The organism is Gammaproteobacteria bacterium, from assembly GCA_013696315.1.
Lineage (GTDB): Bacteria > Pseudomonadota > Gammaproteobacteria > JACCYU01 > JACCYU01 > JACCYU01.
On the sequence record JACCYU010000078.1, the window covers coordinates 37,803 to 55,678 of the forward strand.

Annotated in this window: 22 protein-coding genes; 8 read left to right on the forward strand and 14 right to left on the reverse strand. The window is 60.6% G+C overall.

Annotated elements, in window-relative coordinates:
- Positions 1-358: 358 nt before the first annotated feature.
- From H0V34_04355 to H0V34_04365, 3 genes are read left to right on the forward strand one after another with little or no spacing between them, the layout of a single operon-like run.
- Positions 359-670 (forward strand): sigma 54-interacting transcriptional regulator, encoded by a 312-nt coding sequence (locus H0V34_04355; protein ID MBA2490954.1) that lies wholly within the window; start codon positions 359-361, stop codon positions 668-670.
- A complete protein-coding gene (locus H0V34_04360) occupies positions 670-969 on the forward strand; it encodes a hypothetical protein (protein MBA2490955.1) in 300 nt (99 codons plus the stop codon). The genes H0V34_04355 and H0V34_04360 overlap by 1 nt, the downstream gene beginning before the upstream one ends.
- The gene (locus tag H0V34_04365) at positions 966-1,250 is read left to right on the forward strand and encodes a hypothetical protein (GenBank protein ID MBA2490956.1); all 285 of its coding nucleotides are present in this window, start codon (positions 966-968) and stop codon (positions 1,248-1,250) included. Before H0V34_04360 ends, H0V34_04365 begins: the two co-directional genes overlap by 4 nt.
- 171 nt (positions 1,251-1,421) lie before the next feature.
- On the opposite strand, the gene H0V34_04370 is transcribed toward H0V34_04365, so the two are convergent.
- Entirely contained in the window at positions 1,422-2,330 is a 909-nt protein-coding gene (locus H0V34_04370) for a complex I NDUFA9 subunit family protein (protein ID MBA2490957.1), read from the reverse strand.
- A gap of 38 nt (positions 2,331-2,368) precedes the next feature.
- Positions 2,369-3,643: a DEAD/DEAH box helicase gene (locus H0V34_04375; GenBank protein ID MBA2490958.1), complete on the reverse strand. Its 1,275-nt coding sequence runs from the start codon at positions 3,641-3,643 to the stop codon at positions 2,369-2,371.
- Between the two features lie 128 nt (positions 3,644-3,771).
- Between H0V34_04375 and trxA the strand changes: the two genes are divergently transcribed.
- Positions 3,772-4,098 carry a thioredoxin TrxA gene (trxA, locus tag H0V34_04380; protein ID MBA2490959.1) on the forward strand — a complete coding sequence of 109 codons (327 nt, stop codon included), beginning with the start codon at positions 3,772-3,774 and terminating at the stop codon, positions 4,096-4,098.
- 312 nt (positions 4,099-4,410) lie between these two features.
- On the forward strand, positions 4,411-5,667 hold the full coding sequence (rho, locus tag H0V34_04385; GenBank protein ID MBA2490960.1) for a transcription termination factor Rho: 1,257 nt from the start codon (positions 4,411-4,413) through the stop codon (positions 5,665-5,667).
- 46 nt (positions 5,668-5,713) lie between these two features.
- Here the strand turns inward: rho and purD are convergent, their stop codons facing one another.
- The 12 genes from purD to H0V34_04445 form a co-directional block, all read right to left on the reverse strand.
- On the reverse strand, positions 5,714-7,009 hold the full coding sequence (purD, locus tag H0V34_04390; GenBank protein MBA2490961.1) for a phosphoribosylamine--glycine ligase: 1,296 nt from the start codon (positions 7,007-7,009) through the stop codon (positions 5,714-5,716).
- Between the two features lie 105 nt (positions 7,010-7,114).
- Positions 7,115-7,999 (reverse strand): AEC family transporter, encoded by an 885-nt coding sequence (locus H0V34_04395; protein MBA2490962.1) that lies wholly within the window; start codon positions 7,997-7,999, stop codon positions 7,115-7,117.
- Between the two features lie 115 nt (positions 8,000-8,114).
- Positions 8,115-9,674 carry a bifunctional phosphoribosylaminoimidazolecarboxamide formyltransferase/IMP cyclohydrolase gene (gene purH, locus H0V34_04400; GenBank protein ID MBA2490963.1) on the reverse strand — a complete coding sequence of 520 codons (1,560 nt, stop codon included), beginning with the start codon at positions 9,672-9,674 and terminating at the stop codon, positions 8,115-8,117.
- A gap of 319 nt (positions 9,675-9,993) precedes the next feature.
- Positions 9,994-10,272 carry a DNA-binding transcriptional regulator Fis gene (gene fis / locus H0V34_04405; GenBank protein MBA2490964.1) on the reverse strand — a complete coding sequence of 93 codons (279 nt, stop codon included), beginning with the start codon at positions 10,270-10,272 and terminating at the stop codon, positions 9,994-9,996.
- A gap of 140 nt (positions 10,273-10,412) precedes the next feature.
- Positions 10,413-10,679: a hypothetical protein gene (locus tag H0V34_04410; GenBank protein MBA2490965.1), complete on the reverse strand. Its 267-nt coding sequence runs from the start codon at positions 10,677-10,679 to the stop codon at positions 10,413-10,415.
- 254 nt (positions 10,680-10,933) lie between these two features.
- Positions 10,934-11,602: a 50S ribosomal protein L11 methyltransferase gene (locus H0V34_04415; GenBank protein ID MBA2490966.1), complete on the reverse strand. Its 669-nt coding sequence runs from the start codon at positions 11,600-11,602 to the stop codon at positions 10,934-10,936.
- An 85-nt stretch (positions 11,603-11,687) separates the two neighbouring features.
- Positions 11,688-13,028 (reverse strand): acetyl-CoA carboxylase biotin carboxylase subunit, encoded by a 1,341-nt coding sequence (gene accC, locus H0V34_04420; GenBank protein MBA2490967.1) that lies wholly within the window; start codon positions 13,026-13,028, stop codon positions 11,688-11,690.
- A gap of 110 nt (positions 13,029-13,138) precedes the next feature.
- Positions 13,139-13,606 carry an acetyl-CoA carboxylase biotin carboxyl carrier protein gene (locus H0V34_04425; protein ID MBA2490968.1) on the reverse strand — a complete coding sequence of 156 codons (468 nt, stop codon included), beginning with the start codon at positions 13,604-13,606 and terminating at the stop codon, positions 13,139-13,141.
- Between the two features lie 71 nt (positions 13,607-13,677).
- Positions 13,678-14,121, reverse strand: coding sequence for a type II 3-dehydroquinate dehydratase (gene aroQ / locus H0V34_04430; GenBank protein ID MBA2490969.1), 444 nt, complete (start codon positions 14,119-14,121; stop codon positions 13,678-13,680).
- Between the two features lie 213 nt (positions 14,122-14,334).
- The gene (locus H0V34_04435; protein ID MBA2490970.1) at positions 14,335-14,898 is read right to left on the reverse strand and encodes a TlpA family protein disulfide reductase; all 564 of its coding nucleotides are present in this window, start codon (positions 14,896-14,898) and stop codon (positions 14,335-14,337) included.
- On the reverse strand, positions 14,895-15,569 hold the full coding sequence (locus H0V34_04440) for a hypothetical protein (GenBank protein ID MBA2490971.1): 675 nt from the start codon (positions 15,567-15,569) through the stop codon (positions 14,895-14,897). Before H0V34_04440 ends, H0V34_04435 begins: the two co-directional genes overlap by 4 nt.
- Positions 15,542-15,862 carry a divalent-cation tolerance protein CutA gene (locus tag H0V34_04445; protein ID MBA2490972.1) on the reverse strand — a complete coding sequence of 107 codons (321 nt, stop codon included), beginning with the start codon at positions 15,860-15,862 and terminating at the stop codon, positions 15,542-15,544. Before H0V34_04445 ends, H0V34_04440 begins: the two co-directional genes overlap by 28 nt.
- A gap of 99 nt (positions 15,863-15,961) precedes the next feature.
- On the opposite strand from H0V34_04445, the gene H0V34_04450 reads away from it, so the two are divergent.
- From H0V34_04450 to groEL, 3 genes are all read left to right on the forward strand, one after another.
- Positions 15,962-16,438 carry an FxsA family protein gene (locus H0V34_04450; GenBank protein ID MBA2490973.1) on the forward strand — a complete coding sequence of 159 codons (477 nt, stop codon included), beginning with the start codon at positions 15,962-15,964 and terminating at the stop codon, positions 16,436-16,438.
- 132 nt (positions 16,439-16,570) lie between these two features.
- Positions 16,571-16,861, forward strand: a complete 291-nt coding sequence (gene groES, locus H0V34_04455) for a co-chaperone GroES (GenBank protein MBA2490974.1) — start codon at positions 16,571-16,573, stop codon at positions 16,859-16,861.
- Positions 16,862-16,936: 75 nt separating this feature from the next.
- Positions 16,937-17,876: chaperonin GroEL (gene groEL, locus H0V34_04460; GenBank protein ID MBA2490975.1), on the forward strand; the 940-nt coding region annotated here is incomplete at its 3' end.

A 17,876-nucleotide genomic window follows, 5' to 3' on the forward strand; every position in this document is an offset into this window, starting at 1 on the left:
GCCGCTATGTACGAACATAACGTCACGACCGCTGGTCGCGAGCTCTCTCGGGCATGGCGCGCCATTGTCGCGCAGGCGCGCTGTGTCCTGGTCGCCGAGGTTTCAGACACGAACGCCAAGGTTCGCGGCTGGCGTACCCACCGGTGGATCGCAGGGCACGTTCATTGAGGTAACAGTTTCTGCCGTCGAAGCGACGGACGAAGGGCGTCTCTGCACGATCTTTCTGCGCGATGTCAACCAGCGCGAAAAGGCCGAACGCGAGCTGCGCAAACTTCAAACGGAGCACCTTAACTGGCAGGAGGAGATCAGCCGGCGGATCGGTCTCGGCAAAATCGAGTTTATCGGCGATTCAGCCGAAATGCGCGCCATCGCCAAGAGCATCAAGGTGGTGGCGAATACCGACGCCACAGTGCTGCTGACTGGCGAGACGGGGACCGGTAAGGAGTTGATCGCCAAGGCCCTGCACAATGCCAGCGGGCGCAAGGACAAAATGCTGATCATCGTCAATTGCGCCGCGCTGCCCAGCGAGTTGATCGAAAGCGAGCTCTTCGGACACGAAATGGGGGCCTTCACCAGCGCCACTGCGCAGCGCAAGGGCAGGTTCGAACTCGCCGACGGCGGCACCATCTTCCTCGCGACCAGCGGGACTGCCCTAAGCAATTGGACCTGATGTTGATTGCCAAATTGTGGCCAGGTAAACGTGGCGGACCGACTTTCTGGCATCCGGTTGAGCATCTCGTACGGGTCTTCGAGACAGTTGCTAAATTGAAGATCCGCTCTGTTATGCGCGCCATGGTGCCGAAGTTGTTCGCACGCAAGCTTCCGCAGCAGTACTTCGATCGTCTATCCCGTTGCGGCGTCGAGATCACGGACGACTTTATAAGCGCAGATGATCTGTGGACCGCCATGTCCACGTCACGCCTGGTCTTTTGCGACCGGGTCGGCATATGTGCATATCGTGGCGCATGATCGATCAGCTCGCGATGGGCGCATGCACTCTGTTGGATCGCGCGCCGTATCCGGAATGGCCGGTACCATTGCGGGCCGATCATGAGTTCGTAGACGGTACGTGCGGCGTTGGCCCGGATGAGGTGCTGCCGGATGAAGCCGCTTATGAGCGCTTTGCTGACACGATCATGGCGTTGCTGGCTGATCCCGAACGAGCAGCGGCGGTACGGCGCGCGGCGGCCGCATATTTCGATCGGCATGCGACGGCCACGACTGCCGATGCTTACGCTGGGCGAAGGTAGGCGCTCTAGCACAGCCTGAATCCAAATTGTCTGCGCATCAGCTTGTGCATGTTTGGTTGCCCGTGCGCGCTGGAGCCCTTGATGGCTCGCAGACTGTCGTAGCGATGACTCGTAAAGCCTTGGTTACCCGCAATCATCGCGCGACGAGGGGCAGGATGCTTCAAGGGATTTTCAGCGCCTTCCAAGATAGCCGGGCACGACGGATTCCAGCGAGGTCGGACAGCGCTCGGCGCCGACACAGACGCTGTCGCGGGTGAGCGACCGGTAATTGTCCAGCGAGAACGGCTTGCCCGGCACATATTCGAGCAGGTTCGCCTGCGCTCTGGACAGGCGCGCCGGCAGGCCAATGATCAGCCGCCTGACATCCATCACGCGGGCGATGTATCGAACCACCTCCAGGAGCGTGTAGTTGTGCGGGCCGCACAAATCGATGCGCCTGCCGAATGTCGTGCGGTCGCGTAGCGCGGCCTCGAAGGCGTCCACCACATCGCCGACGTAAACCGGCGCGAAGCGGGCGTTGGGACAGGCCAGCGGCAGTACCGGCGAGAACCTGAGCAGGCCAGCGAAGCGATTGATGAAGCTGTCGTCGGGCCCAAAGATCACCGACGGCCGAAAACTCGTTACGCTGAGATGCTCGCCGGGCCTGGCATGGACAAAATCTTCCGCCGCGCCCTTGCTGCGCGAATAAAAACTGGGGCCGGTGGCGGCGTCGGCGCCAAGCGCGCTCATCTGCAGCAGCCGCCGCACACCTGCCCGCCGGCAGGCTGTGATTACCGCGCGCGCCAGTTCGACGTGCGCGCGCTGGAAACCCGCGCCATCGTGACCGCGTTCGTTAAGAATTCCGACCAGGTTGATGACGGTGTCGCAGCCCTGAAAATGCCGTCTCAGTTGCGTGGGGTCGTGCACGTCGGCTTCGATCAGCCTGATTGTGGGCAGCACCAGCAAACCGCGGTGACGCTCGGGCCTGCGCGTCAATACTTTCACTCGCAGCTGCCGTTCCGCCAGCCGGCTGACGAGGTGCCGCCCAACAAAACCCGTGCCCCCCAGCACACAAATAACCTGCTCGCTCATCCTGGGAATCGAATTTCGTCGGAGATCGTGCGCAACGCGCGCGACTTTCAGGCCGTGCGGCGTGCCGCCCGACGTCGTCCCGGTCTGCCGGCGCCTGCGTTGCTCGCCGGCAGGCGGGGCTTGCGCTCGATCCTGGCTGGCGGGCGCGGGACGACGAGCAGTTCCGGTTCGACATCCGCGGCGGGAATCTTGTAGTTTAGAAACTCCTCGATACCCGGCAGGTGAACCGCGTAATCCTCGCAGGCGAAGCTGATGGCGTCGCCTTCCGCGCCAGCGCGCGCGGTACGCCCGATGCGGTGCACGTAGTCTTCCGCGGATTCTGGCAGATCGAAGTTTATAATGTGGCTGACGGCAGGAATGTGCAGGCCGCGCGAGGCGACATCGGTCGCCACCAGCAGCGGATACTCGCCGGAGAGAAAACCTTGCAGCAGCGTTTGACGTTTGCGCTGCGGGACATCGCCGGACAACAGCGCGACCTGATAATCGTTGCCGATGAGCCAGGCCGCGACCTTTTCCGCGACGTGTTTGGTGTTGACGAAAATCATGGTGCGTTCCGGGCGATGCCGTCGCAGCAGGCCGATCAGCAACGGGATCTTGTCGGCATTGGACGGATAATAGATGATCTGGCGTACGTTGTCGGCCGCGACCTGGTCGGACTCGATCTTGATCAGTTCCGGGTTGTTCATGTGTTCGTAGGCCAGCTCCATCACGCGATACGAGAGGGTTGCCGAAAACAGCATGGAGAGGCGCTCCTCGGGCTTGGGCATGCGCCGCAGCAGAAAACGGATGTCCTTGATGAAGCCGAGATCGAACATGCGATCGGCCTCGTCCAGCACCAGGATTTCGATGGCGCGCAGATCAAACACCTTTTGCTTGAAATAATCGATAATGCGCCCCGGTGTGCCTATGAGGATGTCAACACCCGCCGTCAAGGTGTCGCGCTGTTTCACGTAGTCGGTGCCGCCATAAATCAACCCCAGTTCGAAGCCCGTGTGGCGGCCCAGCTGCACGGCGTCCTTGTGAATTTGTATGGCGAGTTCCCGCGTCGGCGCGAGGATCAGCGCGCGCGGCTGCGTGACGGTGCGGGTGGCGGGCGCCTCTGTGCTCAGTAGGTGCGTATACATCGCGACGAGAAACGCCGCGGTCTTGCCGGTACCGGTCTGCGCCTGACCGGCGACGTCGCGGCCGGCGAGCAGGTTCGGCAGGGCGCGGGCCTGAATGAGTGTGCAACGCGAGAAACCCGCGTGGTCCAGCCCCTGCTGGACTGGCGCCGGCAACTCGAACTGGGAAAAACTTATGTCGGATAACAGTTGAGTGGTCATCGGTCAAGCATAGCGTAATTTGTCGCATGGCGGCTAACCCCTGCGGACATGGACTTGTTTTGGTCTATGCGTTAATCTCTTGGCCATTAAAATTAACCGCGCGTCACTCCGCTGCGAAGGCTTATCCCGTGAGCGAAAAAATCACTCATATTACCGACGACAGTTTCGACGCTGAAGTGCTCAGCGCGGAGATGCCGGTACTGGTCGATTACTGGGCGGAATGGTGTGGCCCGTGCAAGATGATCGCGCCGATTCTGGATCAGATCGCTAGCGACTACGACGGTAAACTGAAGGTGACCAAGCTCAACATTGACGACAATCCCGCCGCGCCGCGTCGCTATGGCATACGCGGCATCCCCACGCTCATGATCTTCAAGGATGGCGATGTGCAGGCCACCAAGATAGGCGCTGTATCGAAGTCGCAGCTGACCGCATTTATCGATGACAGCATTTAGGTCGCGGATTGCAATAATTTACGCGTGAAGAATTAACGCTGGACGGCCCGCAGGTATGGTGTTAGCATCCAGCAGAATTTAGTTTATTCCTGCCGTTCAGGCATTTCCTCTTTTTAGCAAACGATACACTGCCAAGACGACGTCCCAGTGGGCGAGAAGCGTTTAAATTGCGCCGTCAAAAGCCAGGCTTTCATCGATAAATAAGACCTCTGGCGCCTGCCAAAGGCCCTATGCCGGAATCTGTTTCCAGTGCTGCCGCGCGTATGTGCGCGCCGGCCAGCGCGTTATATCCATTGACGGTAGCGCAGACTTATGAACCTCACCGAACTCAAGCAGAAACCCGCCGCCGAACTGGTGGACGTCGCCCAGAGCGTGGGTGTAGACGGGATGGCCCGCTCGCGCAAACAGGACATTATCTTTTCCATTCTCAAGGCGCACGCCAAGAGTGGCGAAGACATCTTCGGCGACGGGGTGCTGGAAATTCTGCAGGACGGGTTCGGTTTCCTGCGCTCCGCCGACTGTTCTTATCTGGCCGGCCCCGACGATATTTACGTCTCTCCCAGCCAGATACGCCGCTTCAGCCTGCGCACCGGCGACACCGTATCCGGCAAGATCCGGCCGCCGAAAGACGGCGAACGTTATTTCGCACTGCTGAAGGTCGATCAGATCAACTTCGAGGCACCGGAGAATGCGAAGTACAAGGTATTGTTCGAAAACCTCACGCCGCTGCACGCCGAAAAAAGGCTTAAGCTGGAGCGCGGCAACGGCAGCACCGAGGACATCACGGCGCGCGTAATCGACATCGTGGCGCCCATCGGCAAAGGTCAGCGCGGGCTGATCGTGTCGCCGCCCAAGGCAGGCAAGACCATCATGTTGCAGAACATCTCGCAGAGCATCGCCATCAATCATCCCGACTGCTATCTCATTGTGCTGCTTATCGACGAGCGTCCGGAAGAGGTCACCGAGATGGAGCGGATGGTAAAAGGGGAGGTCGTGTCCAGCACTTTCGACGAGCCCGCCACCCGCCACGTACAGGTCGCCGAGATGGTGATCGAGAAGGCCAAGCGACTGGTCGAACACAGGCTGGACGTGGTGATATTGCTGGATTCAATTACCCGTCTCGCGCGAGCCTACAACACGGTAGTACCATCCTCGGGCAAGGTGCTGACCGGCGGGGTGGACGCCAACGCGCTGCAGAAGCCCAAGCGCTTTTTCGGCGCGGCGCGTAACATTGAGGAAGGCGGTTCGTTGACGATCATCGCCACCGCGCTGATCGACACCGGCTCCAAGATGGACGACGTGATCTTCGAGGAATTCAAGGGCACCGGCAACATGGAAATCCACCTGGATCGCCGCATCTACGAGCGGCGGGTTTTCCCGGCCATCAACATCAATCGCTCGGGCACCCGCCGCGAGGAGCTGCTCACCAGCCCCGACGAATTGCAGAAAATGTGGGTACTGCGCAAATTTCTCAATCAGATGGACGAAGTGGAAGCCATGGATTTCATGCTGGGGCGCTTGCAATCGACCAAGACCAACAACGAATTCTTCGAGGCGATGAAGCGTTAGGCCGCTTCAGCAAGATAATCAGCGGGCCAACAGTCGCTGGTTAAACTCAACTGCCGCCATCAGCGCGGCGGTTCATGGCCCGATAGCCAATGTCCGTTCGGTAATACGCACCTTCCCACCCGACGCGACGTACCCCCCGGTAAGCGAGACTCCGCGCTTCTTCGACGGTAGCGCCGAGCGCCGTGACGCACAGCACGCGCCCGCCGCAGGTGACGATGGCTCCGTCGCATTCGGCGGTGCCGGCGTGAAACACCTTTACGTCGTCAGCGTCAATGTCGTGCAGGCCGCCAATCGTATGGCCGGACTTGCAGACGCCGGGATAACCGTCCGCGGCCATGACCACGCCCAGTGCCACCCGCGGGTCCCATTCGACCTTCGCATCCGCAAATTTTTCGCCAAGCGCGGCCAGGCAAAGCTCGACGAGATCCGTTCGCAGCCGCATCAACAGTGGCTGCGTCTCCGGATCGCCCAGACGACAATTGAATTCAAGCACCTTGGACCTGCCCGCGGCATCGATCATCAGACCGGCATATAAAAAGCCGGTATACGGATTGCCTTCGGCGGCCATGCCGCGCACGGTTGGTTCGATCACCTCGCGCATGATGCGCGCGTGTACGTCAGACGTGACGACCGGCGCCGCTGAATATGCGCCCATGCCGCCCGTGTTGGGGCCGGTGTCTCCGTCGTCGCGCGGCTTGTGATCCTGCGAGGTCGCGAGCGGCAATACCTGTTCGCCGTTCACCATGCAGATAAAACTCGCTTCTTCGCCCTCCAGGAATTCTTCTAACACCACTTGCGTTCCGGCGGCGCCATAAGTTCGGCCACCCAGCATGTCGCGGGCCGCGGCGATCGCCTCGTTCTCGCTGTACGCAAGGACCACACCCTTGCCCGCAGCCAGCCCATCGGCCTTGATCACGATGGGCGCGCCGCGCTCACGGATGTACGCGGTGGCGCTTTCTATATCGGTAAACGCGGCGAACGCCGCGGTGGGGATCTGGTGGCGCGCGAGAAACTCCTTGCTGAAGCGTTTCGAGCCTTCCAGTTGCGCGGCATCTTTCGTCGGGCCGAAAATACGCAAGCCGGCGGCTTGAAAGGCATCGACTATGCCCGCCACCAGCGGCGCCTCGGGTCCGACTATCGTCAGGTCGATCGCACTGGCGCACGCGAACTCCAGCAACCCGGCAGTATCTTCCGCGCCGATTTCGACATTCTCCGTCTTCGGCTCGCGCGCTGTGCCGGCGTTGCCGGGTGCTACGAACACGCGTTCGACTCGCGGCGATTGCGCGACTTTCCAGGCAAGCGCGTGTTCACGCCCGCCGCCGCCAATTATCAGAATTTTCATCGTCATCTTCAGGGTCATGCGGCGAGCATAGCGTCGAAGCCCGGGTGAGACCAGAGACGCCAATCTCTAAGCAAGCAGCAACAATGATGGGATTACGCGGCCGTCCTATCCATACTTCGGCAGCGCATACGCAAGCGCCAAGGGCAGGGTCACCACCGTCGCCAGGTTGCTGAGCATGACGATGGACGCCACCTTGGTAGGTTCCTGACGGTAGCGCTCGGCGAATAAAAAATTCAGCACCGCCGGCGGCAGCGCGCCGAACAGAAACAGCACGCCCGCCTGCGCTTTCGGCAAATCGAGAAACGCCAGCATCAGCGCGGCGATCAAGAGGCCGCTGACCGGCGCGAACACCGCGCCCAGCAGACCGATACGCCACTCGCCGAAGTCACCGTCGGTGAGCCGCACGCCCAGCGCGAACAGCATCAGCGGCACGGCGATCTGGCCCAGCATGTTAATGGGCAGGGCTATGGCCTTCGGCACATTCACGCCCGCCATACTGATCGTCAGTGCAACGATGGCGGTGACGATCACGGGCTGTTTGAACACCGTCATTATGCGTGCGTGCTGATCGAGAATGTAAGTGCCCAAGCCGAAGTGCGCCAGATTGCCGAGCAGAAAAAGAATCAGCGCCGCCGGCAGCCCGGCATCGCCGAAGGCCAGCACCAGCAGCGGCAGCCCCATGTTGCCGGCGTTGCGAAACATCATGGGCGGCGCGAACGTCTTGAACTGAATCGATGTTAATCGCGTCAGCACCCAGGCGAGCAGGCCCGAACCTAAAATCACCACAGTTCCACCCAGCGCGAGCTGCGCGTGCGCCAGATTGAAAGACTGCGTCGACAACGCCGAAAAGACCAGCGCGGGCACGAACACATCGAGATTAATGCGGTTGGCGACTTCCATTGCCGGCCGCCGGTAATGTCCGTACGCGACGCCCACCGCGACGATCACGAAGATGGGCAGGACGATTTCCAGGATGCGGGCCATGAGCATGGAAAATCCCCCTTGATCCCCCTTTGGAAAAGGGGGAAGAATAGCGCTGCCGCTTCGGCGATGGCGAATGAATATCGCCCCTCTCTTGTTGCAAAGAGGGGATAGGGAAGATTTTTCAGTGTCGGAAATGCCGCACGCCCGTGAACACCATCGCCATGCCGTGCTCGTCCGCGGCGGTGATGATTTCCCCATCGCGCTGCGAGCCGCCGGGCTGGATGACAGCGGCAATACCGGCTAGATGCGCGGCGTCGATGCCGTCGCGGAAAGGGAAAAAAGCATCGGACGCCATCACCGCGCCCGCGAGCGGCAGGCCCTCGTCGGCTGCCTTCAGCCCCGCGATGCGGGCCGAATAGACACGGCTCATCTGGCCGGCGCCGATGCCTAGAGTGTGTTCGTCGCGCGCGTAAACTATGGCGTTCGACTTGACGAACTTCGCTACCCGCCAGGCGAACAGAAGGTCGTCGAGCTCCTGCCAGCCGGGCGCACGTTTGCTGACCACCTTGAGGTCGTCTGACGTGATCGCGCGATTGTCCGCGGTCTGCATCAGCAGTCCGGAGCCGATCCGTTTTATGTCGTGCGTGTTGTAACCGTCGCCCGGCGGAATCTCCAGCGCGCGCATACCGGCTTTACGCTGAATAACTTTGAGCGCATCCGTCTCGAAGCCCGGCGCCAGCAATACTTCGACGAATTGATGCTCGATGATAGTTTTAGCGGTGGCCGCGTTGAGTATTCGATTGAAGGCGATGATACCGCCAAAGGCCGAGGTGGGATCGGTGCGATAGGCGCGATCGTAAGCGGCGCCGATATCTTTCGCGACAGCGGCGCCGCACGGGTTGGCGTGCTTGACGATCACGCAGGCCGGCTGCCCGAAATGGCGCACGCACTCCCACGCCGTATCGGCGTCCGCGATATTGTTGAAGGACAGTTCCTTGCCCTGTAACTGCCGGAAAGTGGCGAGCGTGCCGGGGGCAGGATATAAATCTCGATACAATGCCGCCTGCTGGTGCGGGTTCTCGCCGTAGCGCAGGTCCATGACCTTCACGAAACGACCATTGGCCTGCGCGGGAAACGGTTGGCGCGCGCCGTGGCCGTCCAGCGAAGAAAGATAATCGCTGATCGCGCCATCGTAAACCGCGACGTGATTGAACGCCGCCACGGCGAGGCCGAAGCGCGTCCAGTCCGAGATCGCGCCGTCGCGTTCCAGGGCCAAGAGCGCGTCTGCATATTGCGCCGGGTCGGTCAGCACGGCCACGTGCGCGTGGTTCTTGGCCGCCGCGCGCAGCATCGCCGGCCCGCCGATGTCGATGTTCTCGATCGCTTCGGCCAGCGTATGGTCAGCGCGCGCCACAGTCTGCTCGAAGGGATAGAGGTTCACCACCAGCAGATCGATGGGCGGAATATCCATGCTGGCCATGACCGCGTCATCTTCGCCGGGCCGGCCGAGGATGCCGCCGTGAATCCTGGGATGCAGGGTCTTGACCCGCCCGTCCATGATCTCGGGAAAGCCGGTGTAATCGGAGACCTCGATAACCGGAATGTCATGCTTGGCCAGCAGGCGCGCGGTCCCGCCGGTGGACAGTATCTCCATGCCCAGTTTGCGCAGGCGTTGCGCGAGTTCAACGATACCGTTCTTGTCGGAAACACTGAGCAGCGCGCGTGCGGGTGACGGAGTCATGGGCAATTAGTAATCAGCCTCTGCATTATTGGCCGGTGCATGAACCTCTGCAGGGTGTTCAGTTTGATCCCGTACGCCGGCGCATAGCGACACATCCAGGCGCCGCGTAGCCCTCCATGGCGAAAAACGTCCCGACTGCTCACCCACTGCGGTCGGTGGATACGCCCGCAAGCTTGTGTGCGCCCGCCCGGACGGGGTGGCGGGTTACCACCCTGCATCGTCACATCGCCAGATCACCTTACCGTTATGCCAGAGGTGCAGCGGATCGATCCGGCGCGAGTGAATGATCGCCGCCCGGAACGGGCATAACGGCGAACGCCTACTCTAGTCCGTAATGCTTGAGCTTTTTGCGCAAGGTGCCACGATTGAGACCAAGACACTGCGCGGCCTGGGTCTGGTTACCGTCGCAGCGCTTCATCAGGATTTCGAGCAGCGGTCGCTCGACTTCCTCGATCACCAGGCGATAAAGGCTGTCCGGCTGATGGCCATTTAGCTGATCGAAAAAGAGCGACATGGCAATTCTTACCGCCGTGCATAGCGGTTGTTTGCGTCGCTCCTGGTTGGGCAATACCGATGCCGAATGCTGAACCATTCGCATATCTTAGTTTATCTCCGGTCAGCTTCAAGGCGGGAATCACTAGGCGGCCCCGGTGTCCGATCAAGTGCTGAGACTCGAAACGAACTAGTTACCAGTGTTGACGGCATACCGGCGCGCCCGGCTTGCCCGGGACGGCTCTTTTAAATTTTTGTGGGTGTAAGTGCGCGATGACTTACGGGATGGTTATCATGGCATTCGCTCCGAATGCTGCCAACCCCTTCAAGCATTTTTTTTGCCGCAGAAATAACCGGCGGTAATCGATAATCGAAATGGCAAGTGGACCTAAAGGATCGGTCACTTCCGTTCAAAAGGTGATCGCGCTCAAGATAGGCATTGCCGGCCAGCAGCAGTAAACTGATGACGATGATCAGCGCGTCACGCGAAATACTGACTTGTAGGTCGGGCACTTGCGAACCATCAGCGGCTCGCCGGGCGTCTGAGCCCTGCCAGCAGTGACCAGCCCCCTTTTGCTTGTGCCGGCGCGAACGTAAACCACGGCGAATAAACGGCGGCCAAGGCGTCAGCCTGCTCGGTCAGCAGTCCGGACAGCACCACACGCCCGCCGGGCATCACGCGCGTAGCGAAGGTTTGCGCCAGCCCAATTAGCGGACGCGCCACGATGTTGGCGAGCAGCAGGTCGGCCGCATGCATGGGGAGTTCCTCAGGGCAATACGTCTGCAGCGCGCGTGTCCCGATGCCGTTGCGCGCGGCATTGTCGCGCGTGGCGAAGAGCGCCTGCGGGTCGATGTCCACCGCGTATACGCGGCGCGCGCCGAGTTTCAGCGCCGCCAGCCCGAGGATGCCAGAGCCACAACCATAGTCGATCACCTCGCAGTTGCGGGGGCGGATTCGCGTCCAGCCACTGAAGACACAGCGCGGTGGTAGGGTGATCCCCTGTGCCGAAGGCGAGGCCGGGATCGAGAAAAAGATCGACCGACGAGGATATCTGGACAGGGTGGTCACGCTCAGGGTGCCGAGCTTGGGGGCCATCGCCGCGGCGTACGCGCAAGCGACGCCCGAATGTCAAGGTCGCGCAATCGTGTTTCCAGACTTGCGTCCAGTCCCGCTCCGCAAGGCGCGTAATTTCCAGCGGGGGCCGGCCCGCGAGCATGCCGTGCAAACGCCGTTGCAATGATTCAGTGTCGATGTTATCGGCATACAGACCCGTGACGACAACGGTGGGCCACACGGGCGCCTCCCCCGGCCGCGGTTCCAGCACGGGATCGTCGGCGGCGTCACGCAAGGTCACCGAACAGGCGCCATGATCCAGCAGCGCCTGCTCGGTTGAGGCAAGTTGCGCGCGATCAATGGTGAGGGAGATTTGAAGCATACATAACGCGCGTGGGCGCAGTTCTTCGAAGCTTAGGCGCGCCAGGAGCGGACTTTGCGAAACCAGCTTCGCGCGAGCGGGCTCTCTAAAGCCCCAGCTTCTTTTCGAGATAATGAATATCCGTGGCGCCTTTCTGGAAGTTCGCGTCCTGCATGATGTCGCGATGCAGCGGGATGTTCGTCTTGATGCCTTCGATTACCGCCTCGCTGAGTGCGCCTTTCATGCGGCTGATCGCGGACTCGCGATTCTCGCCGAATGCGATCAGTTTGCCGATCATAGAATCGTAATACGGCGGCACCGTGTAGCCGTTATAGACATGGGAATCGACCCGGATACCCGGCCCGCCGGGGCAATGAAACTGCGTAATCACACCCGGCGACGGCATGAAGCTGCGCGAGTCTTCGGCGTTGATGCGGCACTCGATCGCGTGGCCGCGAATGACCACGTCTTTTTGCCGCATGCTGAGCTTTTCATCGGCGGCGATCAGCAGTTGCTGTTTGACGATATCGATGCCGGTGATCATCTCGGTCACCGGATGTTCGACCTGCACGCGCGTGTTCATCTCGATGAAGTAAAATTCGCCGTCCTCGAACAGAAACTCGAAGGTGCCGGCGCTGCGATAACCGATCCGTTTACAGGCATCGACCACCAGTTGGCCCAGTTTGGTGCGCTGCCGATCGGTAAGCTCGGGCGCCGGCGCCTCTTCGATTATCTTCTGATGGCGGCGTTGCATGGAGCAGTCGCGCTCGCCTAAATGGATAATGTTGCCGTGATTATCGGCCAGCACCTGAAATTCGACGTGGCGCGGCCGCTCCATATACTTTTCCATGTACACCACGTTGCTGCCGAATGCCGACGTGGACTCCGCGCGCGTGAGCGCGATCGCGTTCAACAGCGCGCCTTCCCCGTGCACCACTCGCATGCCGCGCCCGCCGCCGCCGCCCGCCGCCTTGATAGTGACCGGATAGCCGATCTGTTTGGCCAGCAGCAGATTGGTGTCCTGGCTGTCGTCCAGCGAACCCTCGGAACCTGGCACGCAGGGCACGCCCGCCTTGCGCATGGCGTCGCGCGCGGAAATCTTGTCGCCCATCAGACGGATGGTCTCCGGCCGCGGACCGATAAATTTAAAGCCGCTGGATTCCACCCGCTCGGCGAAGTCGGCGTTCTCCGACAGGAATCCGTAACCCGGATGAATGGCGACCGCGTCGGTCACCTCGGCGGCGCTGATGATGGCGGGAATATTCAGATAACTTTCGTTCGCGGACGGCGGGCCTATGCAAACGGATTCATCGGCCAGCTTGACGTGCATCAGCGCGCGATCGACATCCGAATGGACGGCCACGGTCTTGATGCCCAGTTCGCGGCACGCGCGCAGGATGCGCAGCGCGATCTCGCCGCGATTGGCGATAACGATTTTGTCCAGCATGCGGGCTAAATCTGGGCAACCAGGTGTGTAGACATATCAACCGATGACTGGCAGGCGATAACCCATTAGTTGGTAATGCATTATTCGATGACCCATTATTCGATGAGTCATTACTCAATAACAAATAGGCTCTGGCCGAATTCCACCGGCTGGCCGTTTTCCGCCAGCACCGCGCTGATCGCGCCGGCTTTGTCGGCCTCGATCTGGTTCAACATCTTCATCGCTTCGATGATGCACAGCGTGTCGCCGACCTCAACATTCTGGCCGATATCGACAAACGGTTTGGCGCCCGGTGAAGGCGCGCGATAAAACGTGCCGACCATGGGGGAGGTGACCCGATGTCCGGTAATCGCCGGCTCTACCGTTTCCGCGTCAGTGGATGAGGGCGCGGCGGGACGCCCCTGAGTTTCGCCCACAGGATGCGACGATGCGCCGCCCGAAATATAAATTGGTGTGCCGGCGGGTGGCGGTCGCTCACGACTGACGCGCACCCACTCCTCGCCCTCCCTGATTTCGATTTCCGCGACACCCGACTCGTTGAGCAGTTCGATCAGCTTTCTGATTTTTCGAATATCCATGATGTTCCCAGTTCAACGTTGCGCGAAACGTCGCGGATTCTCACTCGCTAGTCCGGTTATTGTCGTTCAGGTTAATGGGATTTCAAGGCGTCGATGACCGCTGTCAGCGCGAGTTCGTATCCCCTGGCGCCCAAACCCGCGATCACAGCCACCGCGATGTCCGACAGATACGAATGACGGCGAAACGCCTCGCGTGCGTGGATGTTGGTGATGTGAACCTCGATAAACGGAACTTCCGCCGCCAGCAGTGCGTCGCGCAGGGCAATGCTCGTGTGGGTGAACGCGCCCGGATTGAAGATTATGAATGCCGTGCCGTCACTACGCGCTGCGTGAATGCGCTCGATCAACTCATGTTCCGCGTTACTTTGCAGCGCACTGAGCACATGTCCGGCGGACTGCGCCTGGCCCTTGAGCGTAGCGCCAATCGATTCCAGGGTGGCGGCCCCGTAACGCTCCGGCTCGCGCGTCCCCAGCAGATTCAGGTTGGGCCCGTTTAGCAGCAGTATTTTTGCCATTCCTAGATAATCTTCGTCAATGGCTGATGATGGATGACTTGATGTTATACGAGCGCACCGGATTGTGCACGACCCTTTCCGTCATGTCCAGATTGCTGCCGTTGGCTGCAACTTCGCGTCAGAATGGGCGAAATATGACTTAAATAGCGGGGGAATCTACACCGCCACGGCCTGTTACACGCGCATGTTCGGGCGGTCGCGGTTGAGCGAGGTTCACAGCAGCTTCGATAACTCGTCAATGAGTTCCCGTCTGCTCAGACGCCCCGCCTTGATGAAACGAATCACGCCGTCGCGGTCGATCAGCACACTGTGCGGCAAGCCACCGGAAGCGTTGCCGTATCGATCCGCGATGGCTATGGCGTTTTCGTGGCCAATGAGTTGCGGGTAGTCCGCACCGATTTCTTCAATGAAGCGCGCGACTGCCCGCGGCCGGTCCAGCGCCACGCCGACCACCTGGAACCCGCGCGCGCCGAACTCAATTTGCGTTTGCGCGAACTCGGGCATTTCTTCGCGGCACGGCGGACACCAGGTGGCCCAGAAATTCAGCAATATGACCTTGCCGTCCCAGCGGCTGATCGATACGGGCCGGCCATCGAGATCAGGCAGTCTAAACGCCGGACGCGGTGCGCCCAGCAGATCCTGCGGCGCTTCAGGCGCCACTGCCACTGATGGTGATGTCGCGGGTTGCGGGGCGCGTGACCATTGATAAATGGAAAAACCCGCGAGCGCCGCGCCCAGCGCCACCAGCAGGTAAGCGACTGGAATACCGCGTGTCACGGGCGCGCTAACCGCGAAGCTGCCGTTAACGCAGCGCGGCCAAGGCCGTGGCGGGCGATGACGCGGCTGTGCGTCCCCGGCGGGTTACTGAACGTCGCGTCCGCGTCACCGTTCGGGGCAGCGGCGGGAACGCGCAGGCGTACCTGTTTGTCGATCGGCGGGCAGCAGATGCCGGCCTCGGCGCAGCCCTGATATCTTACATTCAATGTGATGGTGCGCGCGGCGGTGGTATCGCGCCGCAGGGGCAACGTGATTTCCAGCAGTTCCCGCGTGTAGATCTCGACTCTGCCGAAGTACTCGTCTTCCTCCATTTCGCCTGCGGGGAATTCCGCACTGCCCAGCCTTACGCCATTGCCCCGCAAGCTGAATCGCAGCTTGTCCCGGTAAAGGTAGTAGCCCTGCGCGATCTGCCAGGACGCGAGCAGGCTGGACGCATTCCGTGTGGTAACGTTCAGTTTGAACGCCTCGTCCGCCGGTAGAAACTCCGGTTGCCCGCCGCCGAACAGCTTGCCCAGCGCATCAAACGGGTTCGCGCCGGCCGCGAGGTTTGTATGCTGCGCCGATGCCGGTTCATTCGGCGCGGACAGCGCGAGGCACAGCAGCAGGATACATAGCGCCGCCGTCCATTTCCGATGTGTGTTGCTCAGGCTGTAGTCTGCGCCGCGATCCATTCGAGATACCCGTCAAGTCCCCGCGCGATTGGAGTCGCGATAATTTCCGGAAGTTCATAAGGGTGCGCGTCCCGAATGGCGCTCTCCAGCGCCGGATAGCGTGCAGCCGTGGTTTTCATGAGCAATAGATGCTCGGTATCGGTACGCGCCTCGCTCTGCCACTCGTAGACGGATGTCATCTGCGGGAGCACGTTAACGCAGGCGGCGAGCTTTTGCCGCACGATGTGCTTGGCCGCAAGCAGCGCTGATTCGGCATCGGGATAGGTCGCAAAAACGAGTAGTGAGTCAGTCATAATCGAACGCAAAATAACGGGTTTACAACGGAGACATTGAATTGGCGCGTTCCGGCCCCATGTTTACATGTCAGTGAATTTCATCTTATCTGATTTTCGATGCGACCTTTCCCATTATTAGCCGCGGCGCTGATCGGCGTGCCGCTGCTGGAAATCTACCTTTTCATCAAAGTTGGCGGCGTCATCGGCGCGTTCCCGACGATTGTGCTCACCGTGCTGACCGCGGTCTTCGGCGCGATGCTGGTGCGCGCGCAAGGCACTGCCGCGCTGCGGCGCGCGCAGGCGAGTCTGCGGCGCGACGAGATGCCGGCGCGCGAATTGCTAGAAGCCGCCGCGCTGCTGGTGGGTGGCGTGTTGCTCGTGATTCCCGGTTTTTTCACCGATGCGATTGGATTTTTGATCCTGTGGCCGGCCAGCCGCGCGTTCCTGCTTAGCCGCCTGTTGCCGCGCATGCGGATCGTCGCCGTGCACAATGTAAACCGTCCGGCGAAGAGGGTAAACGGGCCCGCGAGGGGGCCGACGGCGGGAACCGGCCGCGTAATCGAGGGTGAATCCAGGCGTAAACCGGAGAATTAATCGTGCGCTTGACAAGCCGCTGGCCGCCATTATGATTGGCACTCACCGTCGGCGACTGCCAGCAAGGGCATCGCCAGTTCACAATAAAGTTCGACAGTTCAACAAGCTTGGTAAATTTCAGGAGTTTTGCCTATGAATATCCGTCCCCTTCACGATCGAGTCATAATCAAACGTATGGAAGAAGAGAGAACCAGTCCCGGAGGGATCGTAATTCCCGATAGCGCCGCGGAGAAGCCCATCAAGGGCGAAGTCCGAGCCGTCGGCAACGGCAAGATTCTCGACAGCGGAGAGAAGCGCGCGCTGGATGTGAGTGCCGGCGACAAGGTTCTGTTCGGCAAATATTCCGGGACCGAGGTCAAGGTGGATGGCGAAGACCTGCTGGTGATGCGCGAAGACGACATCATGGCGGTCATCGACGCCTGATCGGCGCGAACACCGCGCCATTTTCCTCCGCCTGACTTTTTCGTTTCAAAGAACTCAACATCCAAGGAATTCGATATGGCAGCAAAAGAAGTACGTTTCAGCGAAGACGCCCGGCATCGCATGATGACCGGCATCAATGTATTGGCCAATGCCGTCAAGGCGACGCTGGGTCCCAAGGGCCGTAACGTGGTGCTGGATAAATCCTTCGGCGCCCCGACCGTGACCAAGGACGGCGTGTCCGTGGCCAAGGAGATCGAGCTTCAGGACAAGTTCGAAAACATGGGCGCACAGATGGTTAAAGAGGTCGCAAGCAAGACTTCGGATGTGGCCGGCGACGGCACCACCACCGCGACCGTGCTGGCACAGGCGATCTTCCGCGAAGGCATGAAATCCGTGTCCGCCGGCATGAACCCCATGGACCTGAAGCGCGGTATCGACAAGGCGGTAATCGCCGCGGTCGACGAACTGAAAAAGCTCTCCAAGCCCTGCGAAAACAGCAAGGCGATCAGCCAGGTCGGCGCGATTTCCGCCAACGCCGACGAAGCGATCGGCAAGATTATCGCCGATGCGATGGACAAGGTCGGTAAGGAAGGCGTGATCACGGTCGAAGACGGCACGGGTCTCGATAATGAGCTGGAAGTCGTGGAAGGCATGGAGTTCGATCGGGGCTATCTGTCGCCGTACTTCATCAACACGCAGCAAAACCAGACCGCCGAACTGGAAGATCCCTACATTCTGCTTTACGACAAGAAGATCTCCAACATCCGCGAACTTCTGCCGTCGCTGGAAGGCGTGGCCAAGTCAGGTAAGCCGCTGCTGATCGTGGCCGAAGACGTGGAAGGCGAAGCGCTGGCGACCTTGGTGGTCAACACCATCCGCGGTATCGTAAAAGTGGCCGCGGTCAAGGCGCCGGGCTTCGGCGATCGCCGCAAGGCCATGCTACAGGACATTGCCATTCTCACCGGCGGCACGGTGATCTCCGAGGAGGTGGGTTTGTCGCTGGAGAAGGCGACTC

Coding starts and splice junctions, on each gene's coding strand:
- H0V34_04355 (MBA2490954.1), top strand. CDS start 359: ATGCGCGCCATCGCCAAGAGCATCAAGGTGGTGGCGAATACCGACGCC.
- H0V34_04360 (MBA2490955.1), top strand. CDS start 670: ATGTTGATTGCCAAATTGTGGCCAGGTAAACGTGGCGGACCGACTTTC.
- H0V34_04365 (MBA2490956.1), top strand. CDS start 966: ATGATCGATCAGCTCGCGATGGGCGCATGCACTCTGTTGGATCGCGCG.
- H0V34_04375 (MBA2490958.1), bottom strand. CDS start 3,643: ATGACCACTCAACTGTTATCCGACATAAGTTTTTCCCAGTTCGAGTTG.
- rho (MBA2490960.1), top strand. CDS start 4,411: ATGAACCTCACCGAACTCAAGCAGAAACCCGCCGCCGAACTGGTGGAC.
- purD (MBA2490961.1), bottom strand. CDS start 7,009: ATGAAAATTCTGATAATTGGCGGCGGCGGGCGTGAACACGCGCTTGCC.
- H0V34_04395 (MBA2490962.1), bottom strand. CDS start 7,999: ATGCTCATGGCCCGCATCCTGGAAATCGTCCTGCCCATCTTCGTGATC.
- purH (MBA2490963.1), bottom strand. CDS start 9,674: ATGACTCCGTCACCCGCACGCGCGCTGCTCAGTGTTTCCGACAAGAAC.
- fis (MBA2490964.1), bottom strand. CDS start 10,272: ATGCGAATGGTTCAGCATTCGGCATCGGTATTGCCCAACCAGGAGCGA.
- H0V34_04415 (MBA2490966.1), bottom strand. CDS start 11,602: ATGCTTCAAATCTCCCTCACCATTGATCGCGCGCAACTTGCCTCAACC.
- accC (MBA2490967.1), bottom strand. CDS start 13,028: ATGCTGGACAAAATCGTTATCGCCAATCGCGGCGAGATCGCGCTGCGC.
- H0V34_04425 (MBA2490968.1), bottom strand. CDS start 13,606: ATGGATATTCGAAAAATCAGAAAGCTGATCGAACTGCTCAACGAGTCG.
- aroQ (MBA2490969.1), bottom strand. CDS start 14,121: ATGGCAAAAATACTGCTGCTAAACGGGCCCAACCTGAATCTGCTGGGG.
- H0V34_04440 (MBA2490971.1), bottom strand. CDS start 15,569: ATGGATCGCGGCGCAGACTACAGCCTGAGCAACACACATCGGAAATGG.
- H0V34_04445 (MBA2490972.1), bottom strand. CDS start 15,862: ATGACTGACTCACTACTCGTTTTTGCGACCTATCCCGATGCCGAATCA.
- H0V34_04450 (MBA2490973.1), top strand. CDS start 15,962: ATGCGACCTTTCCCATTATTAGCCGCGGCGCTGATCGGCGTGCCGCTG.
- groES (MBA2490974.1), top strand. CDS start 16,571: ATGAATATCCGTCCCCTTCACGATCGAGTCATAATCAAACGTATGGAA.